Annotated in this window: 12 protein-coding genes; 5 read left to right on the top strand and 7 right to left on the bottom strand. The window is 46.7% G+C overall.

Going from position 1 to position 19115, the window contains the following annotated elements:
- The first annotated feature begins 39 nt into the window (after positions 1 to 39).
- From AC6H3C_RS24475 to AC6H3C_RS24465, 3 genes are read left to right on the top strand one after another with little or no spacing between them, the layout of a single operon-like run.
- The gene (locus tag AC6H3C_RS24475; RefSeq protein WP_497518321.1) at positions 40 to 1587 is read left to right on the top strand and encodes a sodium:solute symporter family transporter; all 1548 of its coding nucleotides are present in this window, start codon (positions 40 to 42) and stop codon (positions 1585 to 1587) included.
- A gap of 22 nt (positions 1588 to 1609) precedes the next feature.
- Positions 1610 to 2635 (top strand): zinc-dependent alcohol dehydrogenase, encoded by a 1026-nt coding sequence (locus AC6H3C_RS24470; protein ID WP_497518320.1) that lies wholly within the window; start codon positions 1610 to 1612, stop codon positions 2633 to 2635.
- A gap of 7 nt (positions 2636 to 2642) precedes the next feature.
- A complete protein-coding gene (locus AC6H3C_RS24465; RefSeq protein WP_497518318.1) occupies positions 2643 to 3521 on the top strand; it encodes a carbohydrate kinase family protein in 879 nt (292 codons plus the stop codon).
- 375 nt (positions 3522 to 3896) lie between these two features.
- Here AC6H3C_RS24465 and AC6H3C_RS24460 read toward each other — a convergent pair whose 3' ends face one another.
- Positions 3897 to 4676, bottom strand: coding sequence for a zinc metalloprotease (locus tag AC6H3C_RS24460; protein WP_497518317.1), 780 nt, complete (start codon positions 4674 to 4676; stop codon positions 3897 to 3899).
- A gap of 268 nt (positions 4677 to 4944) precedes the next feature.
- On the opposite strand from AC6H3C_RS24460, the gene polA reads away from it, so the two are divergent.
- Together polA and AC6H3C_RS24450 are read left to right on the top strand one after the other, a co-directional pair.
- Positions 4945 to 7731, top strand: coding sequence for a DNA polymerase I (gene polA / locus AC6H3C_RS24455; RefSeq protein ID WP_497518316.1), 2787 nt, complete (start codon positions 4945 to 4947; stop codon positions 7729 to 7731).
- Between the two features lie 83 nt (positions 7732 to 7814).
- Positions 7815 to 11432, top strand: coding sequence for a PKD domain-containing protein (locus AC6H3C_RS24450; RefSeq protein WP_497518315.1), 3618 nt, complete (start codon positions 7815 to 7817; stop codon positions 11430 to 11432).
- A 33-nt stretch (positions 11433 to 11465) separates the two neighbouring features.
- On the opposite strand, the gene AC6H3C_RS24445 is transcribed toward AC6H3C_RS24450, so the two are convergent.
- The 6 genes from AC6H3C_RS24445 to AC6H3C_RS24420 all read right to left on the bottom strand — a co-directional run bounded on the left by AC6H3C_RS24445 (position 11466) and on the right by AC6H3C_RS24420 (position 18882).
- Entirely contained in the window at positions 11466 to 12494 is a 1029-nt protein-coding gene (locus AC6H3C_RS24445; RefSeq protein WP_497518314.1) for a PorP/SprF family type IX secretion system membrane protein, read from the bottom strand.
- A gap of 207 nt (positions 12495 to 12701) precedes the next feature.
- Positions 12702 to 12884, bottom strand: a complete 183-nt coding sequence (locus AC6H3C_RS24440; RefSeq protein ID WP_497518313.1) for a YgaP family membrane protein — start codon at positions 12882 to 12884, stop codon at positions 12702 to 12704.
- A gap of 18 nt (positions 12885 to 12902) precedes the next feature.
- Entirely contained in the window at positions 12903 to 13211 is a 309-nt protein-coding gene (locus AC6H3C_RS24435) for a hypothetical protein (protein WP_497518311.1), read from the bottom strand.
- Positions 13208 to 16432 carry an efflux RND transporter permease subunit gene (locus tag AC6H3C_RS24430; protein ID WP_497518310.1) on the bottom strand — a complete coding sequence of 1075 codons (3225 nt, stop codon included), beginning with the start codon at positions 16430 to 16432 and terminating at the stop codon, positions 13208 to 13210. Before AC6H3C_RS24430 ends, AC6H3C_RS24435 begins: the two co-directional genes overlap by 4 nt.
- 12 nt (positions 16433 to 16444) lie before the next feature.
- Positions 16445 to 17536: an efflux RND transporter periplasmic adaptor subunit gene (locus AC6H3C_RS24425; RefSeq protein ID WP_497518308.1), complete on the bottom strand. Its 1092-nt coding sequence runs from the start codon at positions 17534 to 17536 to the stop codon at positions 16445 to 16447.
- A gap of 20 nt (positions 17537 to 17556) precedes the next feature.
- A complete protein-coding gene (locus tag AC6H3C_RS24420) occupies positions 17557 to 18882 on the bottom strand; it encodes a TolC family protein (RefSeq protein WP_497518306.1) in 1326 nt (441 codons plus the stop codon).
- Positions 18883 to 19115: the final 233 nt, after the last annotated feature.

Genomic DNA, 19115 nt, shown 5'->3' with positions numbered 1-19115 from the left:
TAACCTTAAACGAATTATCTATAACAAAACAATTACATAATGACATTACTTGATTGGGGCATTATCATCTTTTTTTTCGGTACGCTTATAACGATCGGCATGGTTTTTTCCAGGAAGAACAAAGATATCAATGACTATTTCCTTGGAGGCAGGAGCATGCCGATGTGGCTTGTCGCTTTTGCCGCTGTGGGAACTTCCATTAGTGCCGGTACTTTTGTAGGGGCGCCTCAAATCTCTTTCGACAGCAACATGACCTACCTTATGCTGAGTGTAGGCGCCATATTGGGGGGGGTACTTGCGGCATATATTATTTTGCCAGCTCTTTACAAAGCAAATACAATTACCATTTATGGTTATTTGGGGGAGCGGTTTGGGAACGGGGCCAAAGGGGCGACCAGCATCATGTTCCTTTTAGGGCAATTACTCACTTCCGGGTCCAGGATTTTTATTGCTGCAATTGCCGTATCCGTTATGATTTATAACGATATCTATATGCCGAATCTTATTCTCTCAATCATTATACTCGGTATTATTAGTACTATCTACACTATGGCAGGAGGCATCAAAGGGCTTATATATATTGATACCATACAGATTTTGCTTGTCATTGGAACAGGAATAGCAGCAATCTTGCTGCTTTATAATTCTATACCCGTTTCATTGCCTGAGACGATTGATGCTTTGAAACATGCCTCATTGTCTGATGGAGGAGAAATGAACAAACTACAGGTTATCGATACAAAATTCTCTTTTACTGAACCATATAACCTTGTAGGAGCGCTGGTAGCTTGCGCAATTTTCAAATTTGCACAATATAGTACAGATCAGGAATTTGTTCAGCGACAGCTCACCTGCCAATCAGTAAAAAAGGCGACTACTTCACTGATTTATTCTCAGATTATATCTCTGCCAGTCGTTTTGATTTTTATGATTATCGGACTGTTACTATATATTTTCTATGCTTGTCCGCAACTGATGGGGGCTTCATTTCCTGAAGATACCCTGAGTGACAGTCGCCAGGTATTTCCTCAATATATGTTCAATTATATGCCATCAGGAGTCTTGGGGCTTATGATGGTCGGCCTTCTTGCCGCCGCCCTGTCAAGCTTCAACTCGGCAATAAACTCGATGACCAGCAGCCTGGTTTCAGACATATACCTTCCATTGAAGGAAAGGTTCGGCAAAAAATCTAAAAGTGGAGGAAGCCAACTGAAAGAATCCCGTATAATGGTTGTGTTTATGGGTGTTGCTTTAACAGCCTTTGCAGTAATCGCCGCGATTATGCAAAGCGCTGGAGGGCAATCACTTGTCGATTTTGCTTTAGGAGTGATGAGCTTTTCGTATGCAGGGATGCTCGGCGTTTTCCTATGTGCCGTACTGACAAAAAGAGGGAACGTAAAAAGTGTTGTCGCAGCCCTGGCCGCAGGGTGTTCGACAGTCCTTTTACTCCAACCCTATATCCTGACCTGGTGGTCGGATGCACTTTTAGGCACCCCCGTAAGGATTGCCTGGCCGTGGTGGACCGTTATCGGTGGCAGCATCAGTTTTGCCGTTTGCAGTATGGGAAAGAGAAAATCATCGAATTAAATTAAACAAATACCATTTAACTATGAGACAAGCAGTAATGATATCCCCCGGAACAATCGAATACAGGGACGTTCCTCTACCGGGATCATTAAAGGAAAATGAGGTGTTGCTTCGAATTCAAAAAATTGGCATTTGCGGTTCGGATATCCACGTATATCATGGTGAACACCCGGCCACGCCCTACCCTGTCGTGCAAGGCCATGAGTATTCCGCAATTGTAGAGGCAGTGGGAAAACAAGTCAGAAACATCAAACCGGGCATGAGGGCAACGGCACGTCCGCAGTTGGTTTGCGGGAAATGTGCCCCCTGTAAACGCGGGCAATACAATGTATGCCAGGAATTAAAAGTTCAGGGGTTCCAGGCTCCCGGTGTTGCACAGGATTTGTTTGTAGTCCCGGAAGAAAGGGTGGTAATTATTCCTGACCATATAGGTTTAGATTACGGTGCCATGATCGAGCCGGTTGCCGTAGCAGCCCATTCCACCAACCGGGCAACCACACTGGAAGGTAAAAATGTGGTGGTATCAGGTGCGGGGACCATCGGTAACCTGGTGGCCCAGTTTGCCAAAGCCAGGGGCGCCAAAAAGGTACTGATTACCGATGTAAGCGACTATCGGTTAAATATTGCAAAAGTTTGCGGGATTGACGCGGCTTTGAATGTTACTCAATCCCCGTTTGAAGAAAGAACTAACACTTTTTTTGGGGAAGAAGGTTTTCAGATCGGTTTTGAAGCTGCCGGGGTACAGGCTTCCCTGGATGTGCTGTTAAAAAATGTCGAAAAAGGGGGTGAAGTAGTTATTTTGGGGGTATATGCCGAAAACCCGAGGATCAACATGTTCCATGTAGGGGAACACGAGCTGAAAGTCATCGGCTCCCTGATGTACCGGCATGAAGATTACCTGGAAGCAGTGGAAGCTATCTCTTTAAATAAGATCAGGCTTGAACCTCTGATCAGTAATCATTTCCCTTTTGAAAAATATGATGAGGCTTACCGGTTCATCAAGGAACAGAACGACAGATCGATGAAAGTAATTATTGATATGGAGTAATGAAAATATGAAACAAAGATATAAAGTGGCGGGGATCGGCGAATTGCTTTGGGACATCCTTCCCTCCGGAAAGCAATTGGGTGGCGCCCCTTTCAATTTCGCGTTCCATGCGTGGCAGGCGAATTGTGAATCCTATATCATCAGTGCCGTTGGGAATGATCCGTTAGGAATTGAAATTTCCGGCAAAGTAAAGAACAGTGGAATCGGGGAACGGTACATTCAGAACAATAAATTCCCGACAGGCACGGTAACAGTCGCTTTAACGGAGCAAGGAAATCCTGTTTACACGGTCCACGAACAGGTAGCCTGGGACTATATTCAATGGAACCCGGAGTTGAAAGGTCTTGCCGTAGAACTGGATGCTGTTTGTTTTGGTAGCCTTGCACAACGCAACCACGAATCAAGGATGACCATACGTTCATTCCTGGAAGGGCTAAAGCCGGGATGTATAAAAGTATTTGATATCAACCTCCGCCAGGACTATTTCGACCAAGAAACGGTCAGGCAATCGCTCTATTTTACTGACATATTAAAACTGAACGAAGACGAATTGCCAATAGTGGCCGGTTATTTTGGATTACAGGGCGAACCCGTTGAACAACTTCGTCAGTTGATTCTAAAGTTCAACCTGAAATATATCGCCTATACGATGGGAAGCAAAGGAAGTATATTGATCTCTCCGGAGGAATACTCTGTTTTGAACGCACCAACTGTAAAAGTGGTCGACACAGTTGGTGCGGGGGATTCGTTTACTGCTTTTCTGGTGGCCGGGATACTTCAGGAAAAACCTATACGGGAGGTGCATCAAAAAGCAAACGAAGCCGCTGCTTATGTATGTACGCAAAAAGGGGCAACACCCTTATTGCCGGGAGAAATGATTTCATAAATAAAATATTAACAAGATTATTGAATAAAAAATGAAAAAATACTTTTTGCTTTTCTTGTTGTTGATGGCCGCAGTTGGACTGAAAGCATCTGCTCAATCTGTAAAATCTAATGTTGTTGAAAAAAGCAACAGGATAAAAAAGGTTGGAACCGGCTTTACTTTTACAGAAGGACCTGCTGTGGCTCCTGACGGGCAGGTATATTTCAGTGACCAACCCAACGACGGATTTACATATGGGTTCAAAAAAAGGGTATTTCCACCGGGAATATTGTCCGTTCGAACCGGTATCCCAATTGTTCTTTTTTTTACGAATTGGATTATTATTGGGGACCAGATAACTTGGGAGGTCAGAGTATTGGCCAACGGTGATTGTGTTCATCTTCCCCCGTTATTTTTTAAATCATTCAGACAGTTTTGGTCCAAGGCCGGGATTTTGCCCCCGGATAAAAAGTTAATGATAAAGCCGCTGTGTTCGGCAGCCCAATACATTAAGCAATCCTGATTATTGCAGTGTTTCCCGTGGGTTGCATCCTGATGGTTTACAATCATTCCTGAACCATTATTGACCAGCCCCAGGATATGGCCAAATTCATGTTCCGTGACAGTCGTTTCCAGCACCGGCGTTGACGGTTGCCCGGGCTCACCGCTGAATTCCCTGACCGTTTTTTCAAAAATAACCATGGAAGTGGGGCCGTACGCGATGCCAAGCACTTTCGAGTCGCCCTCATTTCCGGCGTAATCCGCATTGGCAAAGAAAAACCATGCCGTCAGTTTTTTTTCTTTCGGATTAGGAAAGAGCGTACGGTATCCCTGTTCGATTTTTTTTACATCGTCGAGCGAATATACCGTTTTGCCCGGCGGGGGAATTGAAGCGTGGACAAACCCGATCCCGCCGTTCTTGTACAACCGGGATTCCAGGAATGTTTTGAGATTGTTGAGCGCCTCCCCTGTTGGCTCAAATCCCTGTACACTGGTTATTTCCACAGTCAACCGGTCATAATTTTCTCCTGAAAGAAAATCGTTGGGCCTGATCGCCACTTCCTTTGGAGACGGGGAGCCGTCAGTACCGTTTAAGATGGAATCGTCCTGTCCGCATTGGGGAAAAAGGATCGTTCCAATTCCGAATATCAGGAATAATTTGAATAGCTGTTTCATTTTTTCGTATGTTTTTTTAATGCTGCCGCTAAGCGGCAGCGTATCTCATTTCATTGATCAATATTAATAAAATAGAAATTTAAAGGTAAGATTTTTATCATGAAACCCAATTGCTGTAAATGTTTGCAAAGCTGTATGTGCTGTTCGCTTTTTTGTTTTTATATTCGGTGAAAATTTGGGCAGAAGCTGAACATCATGAACTTTTTACCGTTTAACTAAACGTTGGCTGAATGATCAGTTTTTGTTCGAACATCATAAAAACAACACTATGCCTGAAAACAATAATCAACAAAAACGGCTTTTTTTGCTGGATGCTTACGCGTTGATCTACCGTTCGTATTTTGCCTTCATTAAGAATCCCCGGTTTAACTCAAAAGGCCTGAACACTTCGGCGATGCTTGGTTTTACCAATACGCTGGAACAACTGCTGAGTAAAGAAAATCCCACGCACCTGGCCGTGGTTTTTGATGTACACGCCCCGACATTCAGGCACGAGATGTTTGAAGCATACAAAGCTACCCGCGAGGAGATGCCCGAAGATTTGCGCAAGGCCATTCCCTGGGTGCGTAAAATCACCGAAGCGTACCATATACCCATTCTCGAGAAAGAGGGGTTTGAGGCCGACGATGTGATCGGGACCCTTGCCAAAAAGGCTGAAAGAGAAGGTTACACGGTGTTTATGATGACGCCCGACAAAGATTACGCCCAGTTGGTTTCAGAACATATTTTCATGTATAAACCGGGGCGCGGGACCAATGAGAATGAAATTTGGGGAATTCCGGAAGTGCAGGAGAATTTTGAAGTTCAGGATCCGGAACAGGTGATTGATATTCTGGCGCTGATGGGCGATACGGCCGACAATATTCCGGGTTGCCCCGGTGTCGGACCCAAAACGGCCATGAAACTGATTTCAAGTTACGGATCGGTCGACGGTTTGTATGAGCATATCGACGAATTGAAAGGCAAGCTGAAAGAAAACCTGATTGAGTTTGAAGAACAGGTCCGCTTGTCGCGCAAACTGGCAGAAATTATTCAGGATGTGCCGGTCGAATTCGACGAATCCAGGCTGATTATGGAAGATCCGGACTGGAAAAAACTGAAAGAAATCTTCACCGAACTGGAGTTTCGCAACCTGGTGCAAAAGCTGGGTCCTGCGCAACAACCGCAGGCAACCCCCAATTTTGAGCAGGGAACTTTATTCGGAGCGGCTGAGCCGACTGTACCGGTTGTGCGAACCGACCTGGCAAACATCGAAAACACACCGCACGAGTATTATCTGGTCGAAAATGCCATGCAACGTGCCAGCCTGCGTGCCGAGTTATCTGTGCAGGAAGAGTTTTGTTTCGATACTGAAACCACGGGGCTGGATACCCACCTGGCTGAATTGGTTTGCCTGTCGTTTTCGTTTCGTAAAGGCGAGGCTTTTTGTGTGACCCTTCCGGAAAATCGCGAAGAAGCAACCAAAATTGTCCGGGAGTTTCGGCTGGTTTTTGAAGATGAAAAAATCCGTAAAATCGGGCAGAATATCAAATACGACATCCTGATGCTGCTGGCATACGGCGTAGAAGTTAAAGGACCCTTGTACGATACCATGATTGCCCATTACCTGATTCAGCCCGAGTTGAGACACAACCTGGATTACCTGTGCGAAACGTACCTCGGTTACCTGAAGGTTGAAACGGAAAGCCTGATCGGCAAGAAGGGCAAAAGCCAACAGACCATGCGGCAGGCGTCGCTGGAAAAATTAAAGGATTATGCCTGCGAGGATGCCGACCTGACCCTGCAACTGAAGCTCGCCATTGACCCGGAACTGGACAGGACTGGTGTACGCGCTGTTTTTGAAGAAATTGAAATGCCCCTGATCCCGGTGCTGGCCGACATGGAAATGGCCGGGGTAACGCTAAATACCAACGAGTTGGATGCATACGCCAAAGTGCTTCGTGTACAACTTGCCGAACTTGAAAACGAAATCAGGGAACTGGCCGGTGAAGATTTTAACCTGTCTTCGCCCAAGCAGTTGGGACCGATTCTTTTTGAAAAATTAAAAATCGACAGCAACGCGAAGAAAACCAAGACCAGGCAGTATTCCACCTCCGAAGAAGTATTGGCCAAATTGGTTGATAAACACCCGATAGTGGGCAAAATTCTCGATTTCAGAGGACTGAAGAAGCTGCTGTCGACCTATGTGGAAACATTACCCCAACTGGTTAATCCCCGAACCGGTAAAGTTCACACATCATATAACCAGGCGATTGCCGCTACCGGGCGGTTAAGTTCGACCAATCCAAACCTGCAAAACATCCCCATCCGCGATGAGAACGGCCGCGAGATCCGTAAGGCTTTTACGGCATCCGATGAGAACCATCTGTTCCTGTCGGCCGACTATTCGCAAATTGAATTACGCATTATGGCGGCCTTGAGCAAGGACGAGCAAATGATCGGGGCTTTTCGGGATAACCAGGACATTCATGCCATTACCGCGGCAAAAATTTACAAGATACCTTTAAGCGAGGTGACCTCCGATATGCGTCGAAAAGCCAAGACCGCCAATTTTGGGATTATTTACGGTATTTCGGCCTTCGGGCTTTCCGAAAGGCTGAATATTTCGCGCACGGAAGCCAAAGAACTGATCGATGGCTATTTTGCCAATTTCAGTCAGGTGAAGCAATACATGGACGAAAGCATTCGCGTTGCCCGCGATCATGGTTATGTGGAAACCATCAAAGGACGCCGCCGGTATTTGAATGACATCAATTCGGCCAATGCCGTGGTGCGCGGCGTTGCCGAGCGAAATGCCATTAATGCCCCGATTCAGGGCTCGGCTGCCGATATCATCAAACTGGCCATGATCAACATCTGGCGCGAATTACGCCGTCAGAAGCTTCAGGCTAAAATGATTTTGCAGGTACATGACGAATTGAACTTTGATGTGCCCAAAACAGAGTTGGAACAGGTGAAACAAATTGTGAAAGAACAGATGGAACACGCCGTAGACATTGGTTTGCCGCTGACCGTTGAAATGAATGCCGCGCCCAACTGGCTCGAAGCGCATTAAAAGATGAAAGACATTCTGCATTAAAATTTCTGTATGATTGATTTAATCATTAGTTTTAAATCTTCATTTATCCGGAATGCTGAGTGAAAAAACTGATACACGCGCTTTTACTGATTTTCAATGTTACCCTTGTAACGGGGCAAACCGATTTTTGCCGAAAATCGACTGAAGGCACCAACTTCTGGTTTGGTTTTATGGAAAGCCGGAATTATAACGTCAAACACGTTATTGAAATAACCGTTACAGCCAGAGAGACCACCAATTTTCAGGTTTTCATCGGGAAAGATGAAACTCCGTTTAATGGCGTTTACACGGTTCAGGCCAACAACAGCCTGCGCATTGAGATTCCCTGGGGCATGGTGGAGGCGATCGGCTCAGAACAAATTGAGAATAAGGGGATACGTTTGGTATCTGAAAAACCGGTTAACCTTTATGCGCTTAACTGGGACATCAATTCGTCGGATGTTGCCGTGATCTATCCGGTTGAATCGCTTGGAAAAGAATACTTTGCCATGTGTTACGAACCCCATATTCACGAGAACGGCGGAAATTACGGAAACGGGAGAAACAGCCAGTTTTTGATTGTGGCCTGCGAAGACCATACCCAGGTTTCCATCGTGCCGTCAAAAGTTACCGATAAGTTAGTCAATGCAGGTGATACCCTTAAGATAGTCCTTAACAAAGGCGAAATTTTTCAGGTACAATCGATGAACCGCGTGAATCGTCCGGGGCAGGGTGATTTAACAGGAAGTTATATTTTAGCCAGCAAACCGGTGGCATTCTATTCGGGTGCATTGGCGACAACCGTTCCGGTACAGCCGGGTGTTTCGGCCTGGGATCACCTGTATGAACAAATTCCTCCGGTTTATTCGTGGGGAAGAGAATATTATGCGGTCCCATTAAAATCGCGGGAACAGGATGTTTACCGCATCATGGCGGCCCGGGATGGCACAACGGTTTACATCGACGGTTTTCCTCCAATCTTGTTAAACCGGGGCGAGTTTGAGGAAATCGTCCTGTTTCATAACCAGGCCCGAAGAATATATGCCGAAAAACCCATTTTGGTTGCCCAGTACAGCCAATCCCAGTCGGTCGACTACAATTTTACCGGGGGGAACGGCGACCCGTTTATGACCATTCTCAGTTCAACCAACCAGGCGAAAAATGATGTTACCTTTGTCGCGTATGATTCAGATCAAATTAAGAAGTACTTTGTTAATGTCATTACCCTAACCGGGGAAACCGGCAATATCTTGCTCAACGGCACATCTGTTCAAAGCTCTTTTACCCCTTTCTCTGACGGCAAATATTCCTGGGCGCAATTAGATATAAATCCGGGCACCTATCGGCTTCAAAACACCAATCAAAGTCGTGGTTTCCTTGCTTATGTCTACGGATTTGGGGGAGTTGAGTCGTATGGTTACGGGGTTGGTTTTAATCTTGATCTGGTCCTTGATCTGGGAGAGAGTGTCGATTTTCATGGAGATACGCTTTTGCTTTGTTACGGCGAATCGCGAACGCTGGATGCAGGGCCTTATTTCGACACCTATCGCTGGAGTACGGGTGATTCAACCCAGACCCTGACCGTTACAACGGGAGGAAAATATGCCGTGAAAACCACAACGATCGATGGTTGCGAGTTGGAAGACTCTATCATCGTATATGTCAGTCATCCGGAGATTGATTTGGGAATTGATAAGGATACCGGATGTTTCCCCTACTCTGTCAAACTGGATGGAAGCGAAGGGTTTAAAAAGTATTTGTGGCAGAATGAGCTTGGAGATACGCTGTCAAACTCACAAATATTTGAGGCCAACTATACCGGCGAATTCCGGATTACGGTTTCGGATAAGTACAACTGCATGGCTCGCGATACGATGAAGCTGGTGGTATTTCCGGTGCCGACGGTGAAAATTGCCGGAGAACAATTGCTGTGCGGGGAGCAGAATAGCCAACTTACCGTTTCGGTTACGGGAGCCTCTGAATCGCTTTGGAATTATGAAGGAAGTTACAGCTGGTCTGCCAACAAACCTGCTTTGCTGACTTTCTCGGAAGAGCAACTGACATCGGTTAAACTTACTGCTTCCGAATGGGGGACCTATGAAATTTATTACCGCCTGAAAACCATCGACGGGTGCGAGGTGGCTGATACATTTCGGGTGCGTTTTCATCAACAGCCCACATCCAGCTTCCGTTTTGAAGATGATGCCGTATGCGAGGGGTACAGCAAAAAAATGCTTTTTACCGGTTTGGCGACCGACAGCGCCTCGTTTTACTGGGACCTGGGCGGGTGTATATTTACGGATACCCTGGGCTGGGGGCAATATCGTGTTTCGGTTGGGGCATTTTTAAGCAAACCGCCTTACATCAGTCTGTTTATTGATGACCACGGTTGCCTGAGCGATACCACAATACAACCCTTGGGAGCAAAACCCAATTTTATCATGCAGGCCGACCAGCTAAGAGGTTGTGACAGCTTAACGGTTAATTTTTCAGCCATCTTGCTAACCGATGACTTTGTGAATTTTCAATGGAAGTTCGACGACGGGGAAATTATAAACAGTCAGCACGCCACGAAAACATACGAATCTCCGGGTTTTTATCCTGTTAGCCTTATAATTACCAATCCTGTTACCCAATGTCAAAACGGGTTTACGCTTGACAGCATGATTCAGGTATTTCCAACACCCCAGGCGTCGATTGTTGCAGACCCCGGTATTTGTTACGATGACTCTGCCCGTATTTTTTATGCCAATGCGAATGACTCGTCGTTTTGCTACTGGGAATTTGACGGGGCCCGGCACCTGGGCGGCGATAATGATGCGGTTACCATTTTATTGGAAGAACCGATGGCAACTGTCCGTTTACGGGTCGAAGAATATGGCTGCATCAGCCAAACTGCAGAAATCGGCTTAAAAAGAAAACCCCGGTTCGATTTTTTTACTGAAAATGAACAAGGGTGCCAACCCTATGCTGTTGAAATCTTTGCTGATGCGAAAGACAGCGATTTAAGCTTTCTGTGGATGACTGACCATGCAACCAATCTGACCGGTGAAACCCTGTCGCTGAGCTTACCTGATCCCGGTAAATATGATATTGGCCTTATCGGGCTGTCATCGGTAACAGGCTGCTCCGATACGCTCTACAAATCCGGCTGGCTATGGGTTCATCCGAAACCCAAGGCTGATTTTGATGTGAATTTTCCGATCGCAACCATTGAGAATGCCGATATATTGTTCTATAACCATTCGGTAAACAGTGATTCCTATTCCTGGGACTTTGGCGACGGCAGCGTATCGGCCGATCCAAACCCGGCTCACACTTATGCAGAGCTTGGGGACTATCATTCGCAACTGATTGCTGAATCTGATTTTGGGTGCAAGGACACAGCCAACCTGCTCATTAAAATCATCCCATTTAACGTTTACACGCCCAATGCCTTTCGCCCCGACAGCGATATTCCTGAAAACCGCACATTTATGCCGGTGGGCCTGGGCGCTGATAATTTACGGTTTAACCTGCGGATTTACGACCGTTGGGGCCAAATTGTTTTTGAAACCGGTACGCCGGACCATCCCTGGGATGGAACAAACAAAAACGGGAAACCTGCGCCTATGGGCAACTATGTCTGGGTGGCCACTTTTCATGATATTCAGGGTTATGAGCATAACCAAAAAGGGCAAATTCTTTTAATTCGTTGACCGGGGAGACAACGGGCAATGATACCCGAACGATTATTGAACCCCAAAGCTGTCGTCATAAGGGCTAAAAAACGGAAGTTCGTAATCCTTACGGGATTCTTTCAGTAGAAAGGTAAGTGAAATTTCGCTGGTACCTCCGGAGTTGCCCGAAAGCCCGGATAATGTCCAGTCGTAGCTATAAGTAAATTGCATCCGTTTATTCACAAAACCCATCAACAAAATCAGGGCATCATAGCGGATTCCAAAATTCTGCCGAAACCATGCCCCGGCCGTTAAACCGCGCTTCATGGCAAACATGCCGTAATTCATTTGCGTTGAGATCCCTTGTTTTTGGGCAATCAACTGGGGCGATACATCAAATTTCCTGCGTAGGTGACCGTATCTGAAAACGGGAAGCCTGGCGCCAAGATGTGCCGTATATTTTCGGTCAAGTTTCCCTTGCTGGTCGCTTCCGGTAAAATATGACTGTTTTGGCTCAGTCAGGTGATGTACTGCTCCTCCAAAGAACAGCCGTTTGCTATAGACCAATAATCCGGTAGAAAAGTCAACAAAGGAATAATTTGGCTCCGTGATGACCTCGGCCGTGGAGCCATGATGGCCATAATTCACATCCAGGTTATCGGCAAACACCAGTTCATTCACATCAATCGAGTTTTGGTTGTACCCGCTTTGAAGCGCGCCGTGCAGTTTAAACGCTTCGTTCAACCGGATGTAAACGGAATAGGAACCATTAATTTGAAACGAATTCAACAGGTTTCCGGCCTGGGCATCATTTAAAACATGAATACCAATGCCTCCTTGTAAAAAATTAACCGGAAAATCGACCGCTGCGCTATAAGTGGTATAAGCATGGTCAAACTGATGCCACTGGTCGCGGTATTGCAGGGCAACCCTTGGAACGCCTGCCGAACCTGCAAAAGCCGGATTCAGGTATAAGGGGTTGGCATAATACTGAGAGAACGAAACATCCTGCCCGAATACAACCGGAAAGCCAGACAGCAACAGAAGCAAAACAATTAGCCCTGTTTGATTAAATCTCCGGTTTTTTTGGGGGTTCCTCATTGCTTAAAAATAATCAAATGTGAAATACAGCCAACGGAAAGCGGTAAAAAAGAAACGATTATTTCAGAGAGGGTTGAATACCCGTATTCAATCAACCGGCTGATTCTTTTTGAAAAATTGGTGATAAGCCGAAATGCAAAAGCAGAAGGATCAGAGATTTGTCTCTTTCACCTTCTGCTTTCATTGGTGTTTTGTGTTAAACCGCGCTTATTTCACGCCCGATTTTATCAGGATATATTCCAGCGGACAAAATTTGGTAAATGACGACTGGAGCAGGTTAAAACCTACGAAACCGGCCAGGATCAGCCAGTCCTGATCAACAAAAACGGCCAATAAAACACTCAGGCTCACTAATGTTCCGGCTACGGCGCGAATAATTCTCTCTCTCATCTTTCATTTGGTATTAGATTAAACAAACTTTTCAACTCCAACAATGTAGGCGTTTATAGGGCTGATGTCTTCAACGGTTTGATTAAACTGCTCAATTCGTTTAAGCAACTCATCCGCCTTATCGGCCGCCAAAAAGGTAAAGGAAACCATATAGCTGTACGGGTTTTTTGTCGATGCGAACCAGTTGGTCAGGTCCGATTCGCTTTCCACGTTTTTCATAAAACCTTCCACATTAAACTCGCTGTAGGCATTGATCTGAATGGAATTCAGTATTTTATTCAGTTCCTCGTGGTATGCTTTCACGCATTGGATAATTACAAATTTCATTTTTCTTCGGTATTAAGGGTTTTATCAGATTGGTATTTTTTTCTTTCAGTCATAAAGTAAATCAGGGGGACAATGATCAGGGTTAAAACGGTCGAAGCAATCGTTCCGCCCATCAGTGATATGGCCAGTCCCTGAAAAATAGGATCAAACAGGATGACTACCGCGCCGATGACCACGGTTCCGGCGGTGAGCAGGATGGGCGTTGTCCGAACGGCCCCTGCCTCAATCACCGCTTCTTTCAGCGGGATGCCGTCGTTGAGCCGCAGGTTAATAAAGTCGATCAGCAAGATGGAGTTTCGGACCATAATCCCTGCCAGGGCGATTAATCCGATCATAGATGTCGCGGTGAAGAAAGCGCCCATCAGCCAGTGTCCGACCAGAATGCCAACCAGCGACAACGGAATGGCGATCATCATCACAAAAGGCACTTTAAAATTTTGGAACCAGCCGATAATCAACATGTAAATGACCAAAAGGACAACAGCAAAGGCTGTTCCCAGGTCGCGGAATACCTCGTAGGTAATCTGCCACTCGCCGTCCCATTTCAGGCTGTAATCTTCCTGGGTGAAGGGTTGTTGGTTGTATTCTTCACTGAGCTTGTAGCCTTCGGGCAGCTGAACGGTTTCCAGCTTTTTCGACATATCGAGGATGGCATAAACCGGGCTTTCCAGCTTTCCGGCAACATCGGCGGTGACATACACTACGCGCTTTTGGTTTTTCCGGTAGATGCTTTTTCCCTGTAAACCTTCTTCAATCTCAATTACATCGCCCAGGGCAACGGCTTTACCTGATTGGCTCATGATGCTCAGCTTTTTTAGCTCGTTCAGACCGGAACGGTTTTCTTCGTCCAGACGAAGCGAAATACCCACCTGCTCCTGTTCTTTTTCCTGGTAAAGCTGAGCGACTTCGTATCCGCCCAAAGCAATTTGCAGGCTTTGCAGCACCTGTTGGCTCGAAAGTCCGTTCAGTGCTGCTTTTTCTTTCAGTACATTGAAGCGGTATTCGGTCTGGTCGTCCTCCATGTGCCAGTCGATGTCCACCACGTCGGTTGTTCCGGCAAAAATAGCTTTTACCTGGCGGGCTACGTCGATTTGAACATCACGGTCGGGGCCGTAAATTTCGGCAACCAGGGTCGACATGACCGGCGGGCCCGGGGGAACTTCAACCACTTTTACATTGGCCTGATATTTTTTACCCAGTTCCTGCAAGTGAGGGCGCATGGCTTTGGCAATATCGTGACTCTGAAGTTTCCGGTCGCCCTTGTCGGCCAGGTTAACCTGGATGTCGGCCACATTCGGCCCTTGGCGCAGGTCGTAATGCCTGACCAGGCCGTTGAAGTTCATTGGCGAAGCCGTTCCGACATAGGTCTGATAATTCACAACATTTTCCTGTCGGGCAATAAAAGCGGCCAGCTCTTTGGCAACCACAGCCGTACGTTCCAGCGTGGTTCCTTCGGGCATGTCAATAATCACCTGAAACTCGTTCTTATTGTCAAACGGAAGCATTTTAACCGCAACCATTTTAAAATAAAGCAGGGTCATCGAGGCTAAAAGCAGCAAAGTGACTCCCAGGATGAAAATCCAACGTTTCCAAGCTGATTCCAGCAGGGGACTGATCGTTTTCGAATACAATTTGTAGATGAGTGAATCTTCGAGGCGGAAGGCTTTTTTGTACGTATGGTCTTCTTTCTCTTTCGTGCGAAGGAGGCGGTAAGCCAGATAAGGCGTGATGGTTAACGCAACCAGCAGGGAGAAGATCATGGCAATAGACGCTCCGATTGGCATGGGGCTCATGTACGGGCCCATCAATCCCGATACAAAAACCATCGGCAACACGGCTGCAATCACCGTGAATGTGGCCAGAATGGTGGGGTTACCCACCTCGTCGATCGACCGGATAGCTGCCTGAATAAACGGTAGTTTTTTCATTTTGAAATGGCGATGCATATTTTCGGTGATAATAATGGAATCGTCGACCACAATACCGGTGACAAAAACCAGGGCAAACAAGGTGATCCGGTTGAGGGTATAATCCATGAAATAATAGCTGAACATGGTTAGGGCAAAGGTGATGGGAACCGAAAGGAACACCACCAGGCCGCCGCGCCAGCCCATGGCCAGCATCACCACGAAGGTGACCGAAATAATAGCGCCAAACAGGTGCATCAACAGCTCCGATACCTTGTGCGAAGCGGTTTCGCCATAGTTTCGTGTTACTTCTATCTTCACCTCTTCGGGAACCAGGGTTTTCTCCAGGATCTCAATTTTTGAAAGGATTTCATCGGCAACATGCATGGCATCGGCGCCACGCCGTTTAGCCACCGAAATCGTCACGGCCGGGTATTCGCCCGGGAAGGCCGATTTTCGGGAATCGATTTGGGCATATCCAAATTCAACATACTGAACGGGTTCTTCCGGACCGTCGACAACCTCAGCCACCTGTTTCAGGTAAACCGGATGATCGCGATAAACGCCGACGACCAGGTTGGCAACGTCATCGGATGTTTTCAGAAATGCGCCGGCTTCAACCAGGTATTCCCGGTCATTCTTATTAAACGAACCTGCCTGAAACTGGGCATTGGCCAGTTGAATTTGTTGGGCAATGCCGAGGGCATCGACCCCAAAACCAGCCATCTGTTCGTTATTCAGCACCACCCGGATTTGCCGGGAACGGCCACCGATAATCTTTGTGCCCGATACATCGCCAATCTGTTCGATCTCGTTGTTCACTTCCTGGGCAATTCTTTTCAGGTCGTAGTCGTCGTACGTTTCGCTCCAAAATGTCAGTCCAAGCACCGGAACATCGTCAATCGAACGTGTTTTGATCAGAGGGAAATTGGTTCCCTGCGGCATTTGGTCCATGTGTTTCATGATTTCGTTGTACATTTTCACCAACGAACGTTCCACATCTTCACCCACATAAAACTGAACAATCAGCATGGCCTGTCCGGGCATGGAGGTGGAGTAAACGTATTCGACGCCTGTAATATTTGACACCACCTTTTCAAGCGGCTGAATAACCCGTGATTCAATTTCTTCGGGACTGGCCCCGGGATACCTGAAAAAGATATCGGCAATGGGTACATCAATCTGGGGTTCTTCTTCCCGGGGGGTTAAGTAAGAGCTGTACATGCCAATCACCAGAAAAGCGATCATCAGCAGGGGCGTCAGCTTCGAGTTTATAAATTGTTTGGCAATACTGCCTGCAATTCCTGTCTTCATGTTTTTTGTGGTTTAATATTGTACTAAGGCTCCGTCGTGCAACTTTCCGTCGACCGACAAAATGAATTTCTCCCCGTCTGATAGTCCGGAAAGGACCTCGATCGAATCTCCGTGTGTTTTCCCGGTTCTGATCCAGCGTAGCAGGGCGGTTTCATTTTGGCTAATGGTATAAAGTCCGGTGAGTTGTCCGCGGTTTACCAAAGCTTGCTGAGGCACCAACAGGGATGACTGTGTTCCTTTTTCGTAGATTACCCGGGCAAACATACCGCTGAAAAGAAGACCTTCCTGGTCCGGGGTTGGGCTTAGTATAATTTTTGCTTCGAACTGGCTGCCGGTGCTGGTGGAGGAGGGGTTAATTTCGGTGATGGCGCCGTTAACGGTTAGATTATTCAGGGCATTGAACTGAACTTTTACCGGGTCATTTAACTCAAGTTGAGTAATGCTTCTTTCCGGGATACGGGCGAGTACTTTCCATTGTCCGGGGTTTTCAATGGCCAGCAAGGGCATGCCCGGGTTGGCCATATCCCCTTCGCGGACAAACTTCCCCGTAATGACTCCATGATAAGGAGCCCGAAGATCGGTATAACGGAGCGATTCTGTGACTTCCGCCTGCATTTGGCGGGCAGCTTCCAGCCGAGCTTTAATCATCCGGTACTGCGTGCGGATATCGTCCAATTCTTTGTCGGTAGCGCTGTTGGTGGCATGAAGCGCTTCGAAACGCTTCAGGTCCTTCTCGGCACTTTCGAAAGCGGTGGTGGCTTCGAGAATACTGGCTTCAACCTGTGCTTTTTTGGCCTGGATGTCCTGGTTGCGGACTTGCAGCAGCAGATCGCCTTTTTTGACCGCCTGACCCGGGTGAACATAAATTTTTTCGATTTGTCCCATGATCCGGGTACTCAGCATAGATTGGCTTTCGGCTTCCAGCTTGCCGGAAAAACTGTATGTTACCGGGTATTCCTTAACCGTTGCTACAGCCACGTTGGCCGAAACCCGGGTATTGGCTTCTTTAGGTTCCTGCTTTTTACTTCCGCAGGAGGAGAAGGTGATTATTCCTGCTGCAACAAACAGGAAGAGCAGATTATGCTTTTGAGTAATTGTTTTCATTTTAAAGTAGCGTTTATTCATTAAATATCTTTTTCAAGTAAAAGTTCCATTTCGAAAATGGCTTGTTTGTAATTGTAGATGGCTTGAATGTATTCCAATTTTTTTTGAGACGATAAAGCCTCCGAGATCAGCAGGTCGGTGGTTTTTTCCAGGCCTTGTTTAAAACGATCTGTCCGGATGCGGAGCGATTCTTCTGCCTGTTCTTTGGCTAATTTACTTGATTGGATTTGCCGGTAGCTGAGCTCCAGTTTTCTGTTTGCCCGGTTTAATTGCATTTGGCTTTGAGACAGGTAATCGTTGTATCCGAGGCGGGCTTCATCGAGCCGGGAGGTGGCCAGTTGTACGCTTCCGGCATTTTTGTAACCGCTGAACAGGTTCCAGCTCAAACTGGCGCCTACCAGGTAGTTTTCGGCCGAAGTTCCCATAAACTTTTTATCGTTCCACTCGTAACTTCCAAACGCATTCAGCCGGGGAAGAAATTTCGTTTTTTCTGATTTCAGCATGTTTTCGCCGGCTTCAATTTGTTTTTGCCAGGCTTTCAGGTCGGAGCGGTGTTGAATGGCTTCGGGATGGACGTCGGCAACAAGTTGCGCCGGGCTGATCACCAGGCTGTCGGTGGTGGCAATGGTGGTTCCCAGATCCAGCCCAAGCAAATGGGCCAGGTATTCATTGGCCGAGCGGTACTGATTTTCGGCCTCCAGCAATTGATTTTGGCGTTCTTCCAGCCTAACTGCCGCTTCAAGTACGTCTGCTTGCCTTACAAACCCCTGAGCTTCGTTGTCTTTGGTTAATTTTAAGGCTTCTTCGGCTAAATTCACCGATTGATGGAGAACCCTAACCGATGATTGGGCCAGTTCGAGCAAATAGTAAGCGGTTTTCACTTCGTAGCGGATGTTTTCTTTAATCCGGTTTGTCTGCAGACTTGCCGCTTCGTACTGACTCTTTGCCGCCTTCCGGGCATAAATGCCGTCCAGATTAAGCAGGGGCTGGCTAAGTTCTATTTTGGTGTTGAAGTTTTCAATCCCGTCCGGGTGGTTCAATACCGAAGGGTCAAAGTCGGCCTGACCTACGATTTCCTGTTTCAGTTTGAACCCAAATGTTGTCAGCGGATCGTTGGTCGAAACTCCGGTATGGCTCACCGATAAGCCGGGAAGAAACACCGAATTGGTCATCCGGTAGGAGCTTCGGGCAGCCAATTGCCTGGCTTCGGCGCTTTGTGCCGTCAGGTTGTTGTTCCCGGCGAGGGTCAGCGCTTCTTCCAGGCTTAATTCCATCGTTTGACTGAAAGCCGCGTAGGGTAATCCCAGAATTGCCAGCAAGACTAAAATTTTTACTCTTTTTTGCATACCTAGTATTCTAATTTAATGGTTTTCGATTTTGTTAAAATGAATTTTCAAATGCAAATATATAAAAATATAGATATATGAATATAAATAATTGCATGAGCTGATCCTCAATTCAGACATATCGAATGCCTGAACAGGAACTAATAAGACATAAATGCCTTATTATCAACATAAAAAGAATATCTCTTGAACGTAAGGATGGTTGCGGGTAAATGTTAAATTTTCATTACCTG

The sequence above is a fragment of the Gaoshiqia sp. US2 genome, from assembly GCF_059705485.1.
This window is presented reverse-complemented; position numbering and strand designations above follow the sequence as displayed.

What these genes read in the sequence shown, in the direction of transcription:
- AC6H3C_RS24475 (WP_497518321.1), top strand. Translation starts at nt 40, where the DNA reads ATGACATTACTTGATTGGGGCATTATCATCTTTTTTTTCGGTACGCTT.
- AC6H3C_RS24470 (WP_497518320.1), top strand. Translation starts at nt 1,610, where the DNA reads ATGAGACAAGCAGTAATGATATCCCCCGGAACAATCGAATACAGGGAC.
- AC6H3C_RS24465 (WP_497518318.1), top strand. Translation starts at nt 2,643, where the DNA reads ATGAAACAAAGATATAAAGTGGCGGGGATCGGCGAATTGCTTTGGGAC.
- AC6H3C_RS24460 (WP_497518317.1), bottom strand. Translation starts at nt 4,676, where the DNA reads ATGAAACAGCTATTCAAATTATTCCTGATATTCGGAATTGGAACGATC.
- polA (WP_497518316.1), top strand. Translation starts at nt 4,945, where the DNA reads ATGCCTGAAAACAATAATCAACAAAAACGGCTTTTTTTGCTGGATGCT.
- AC6H3C_RS24445 (WP_497518314.1), bottom strand. Translation starts at nt 12,494, where the DNA reads ATGAGGAACCCCCAAAAAAACCGGAGATTTAATCAAACAGGGCTAATT.
- AC6H3C_RS24440 (WP_497518313.1), bottom strand. Translation starts at nt 12,884, where the DNA reads ATGAGAGAGAGAATTATTCGCGCCGTAGCCGGAACATTAGTGAGCCTG.
- AC6H3C_RS24435 (WP_497518311.1), bottom strand. Translation starts at nt 13,211, where the DNA reads ATGAAATTTGTAATTATCCAATGCGTGAAAGCATACCACGAGGAACTG.
- AC6H3C_RS24430 (WP_497518310.1), bottom strand. Translation starts at nt 16,432, where the DNA reads ATGAAGACAGGAATTGCAGGCAGTATTGCCAAACAATTTATAAACTCG.
- AC6H3C_RS24425 (WP_497518308.1), bottom strand. Translation starts at nt 17,536, where the DNA reads ATGAAAACAATTACTCAAAAGCATAATCTGCTCTTCCTGTTTGTTGCA.
- AC6H3C_RS24420 (WP_497518306.1), bottom strand. Translation starts at nt 18,882, where the DNA reads ATGCAAAAAAGAGTAAAAATTTTAGTCTTGCTGGCAATTCTGGGATTA.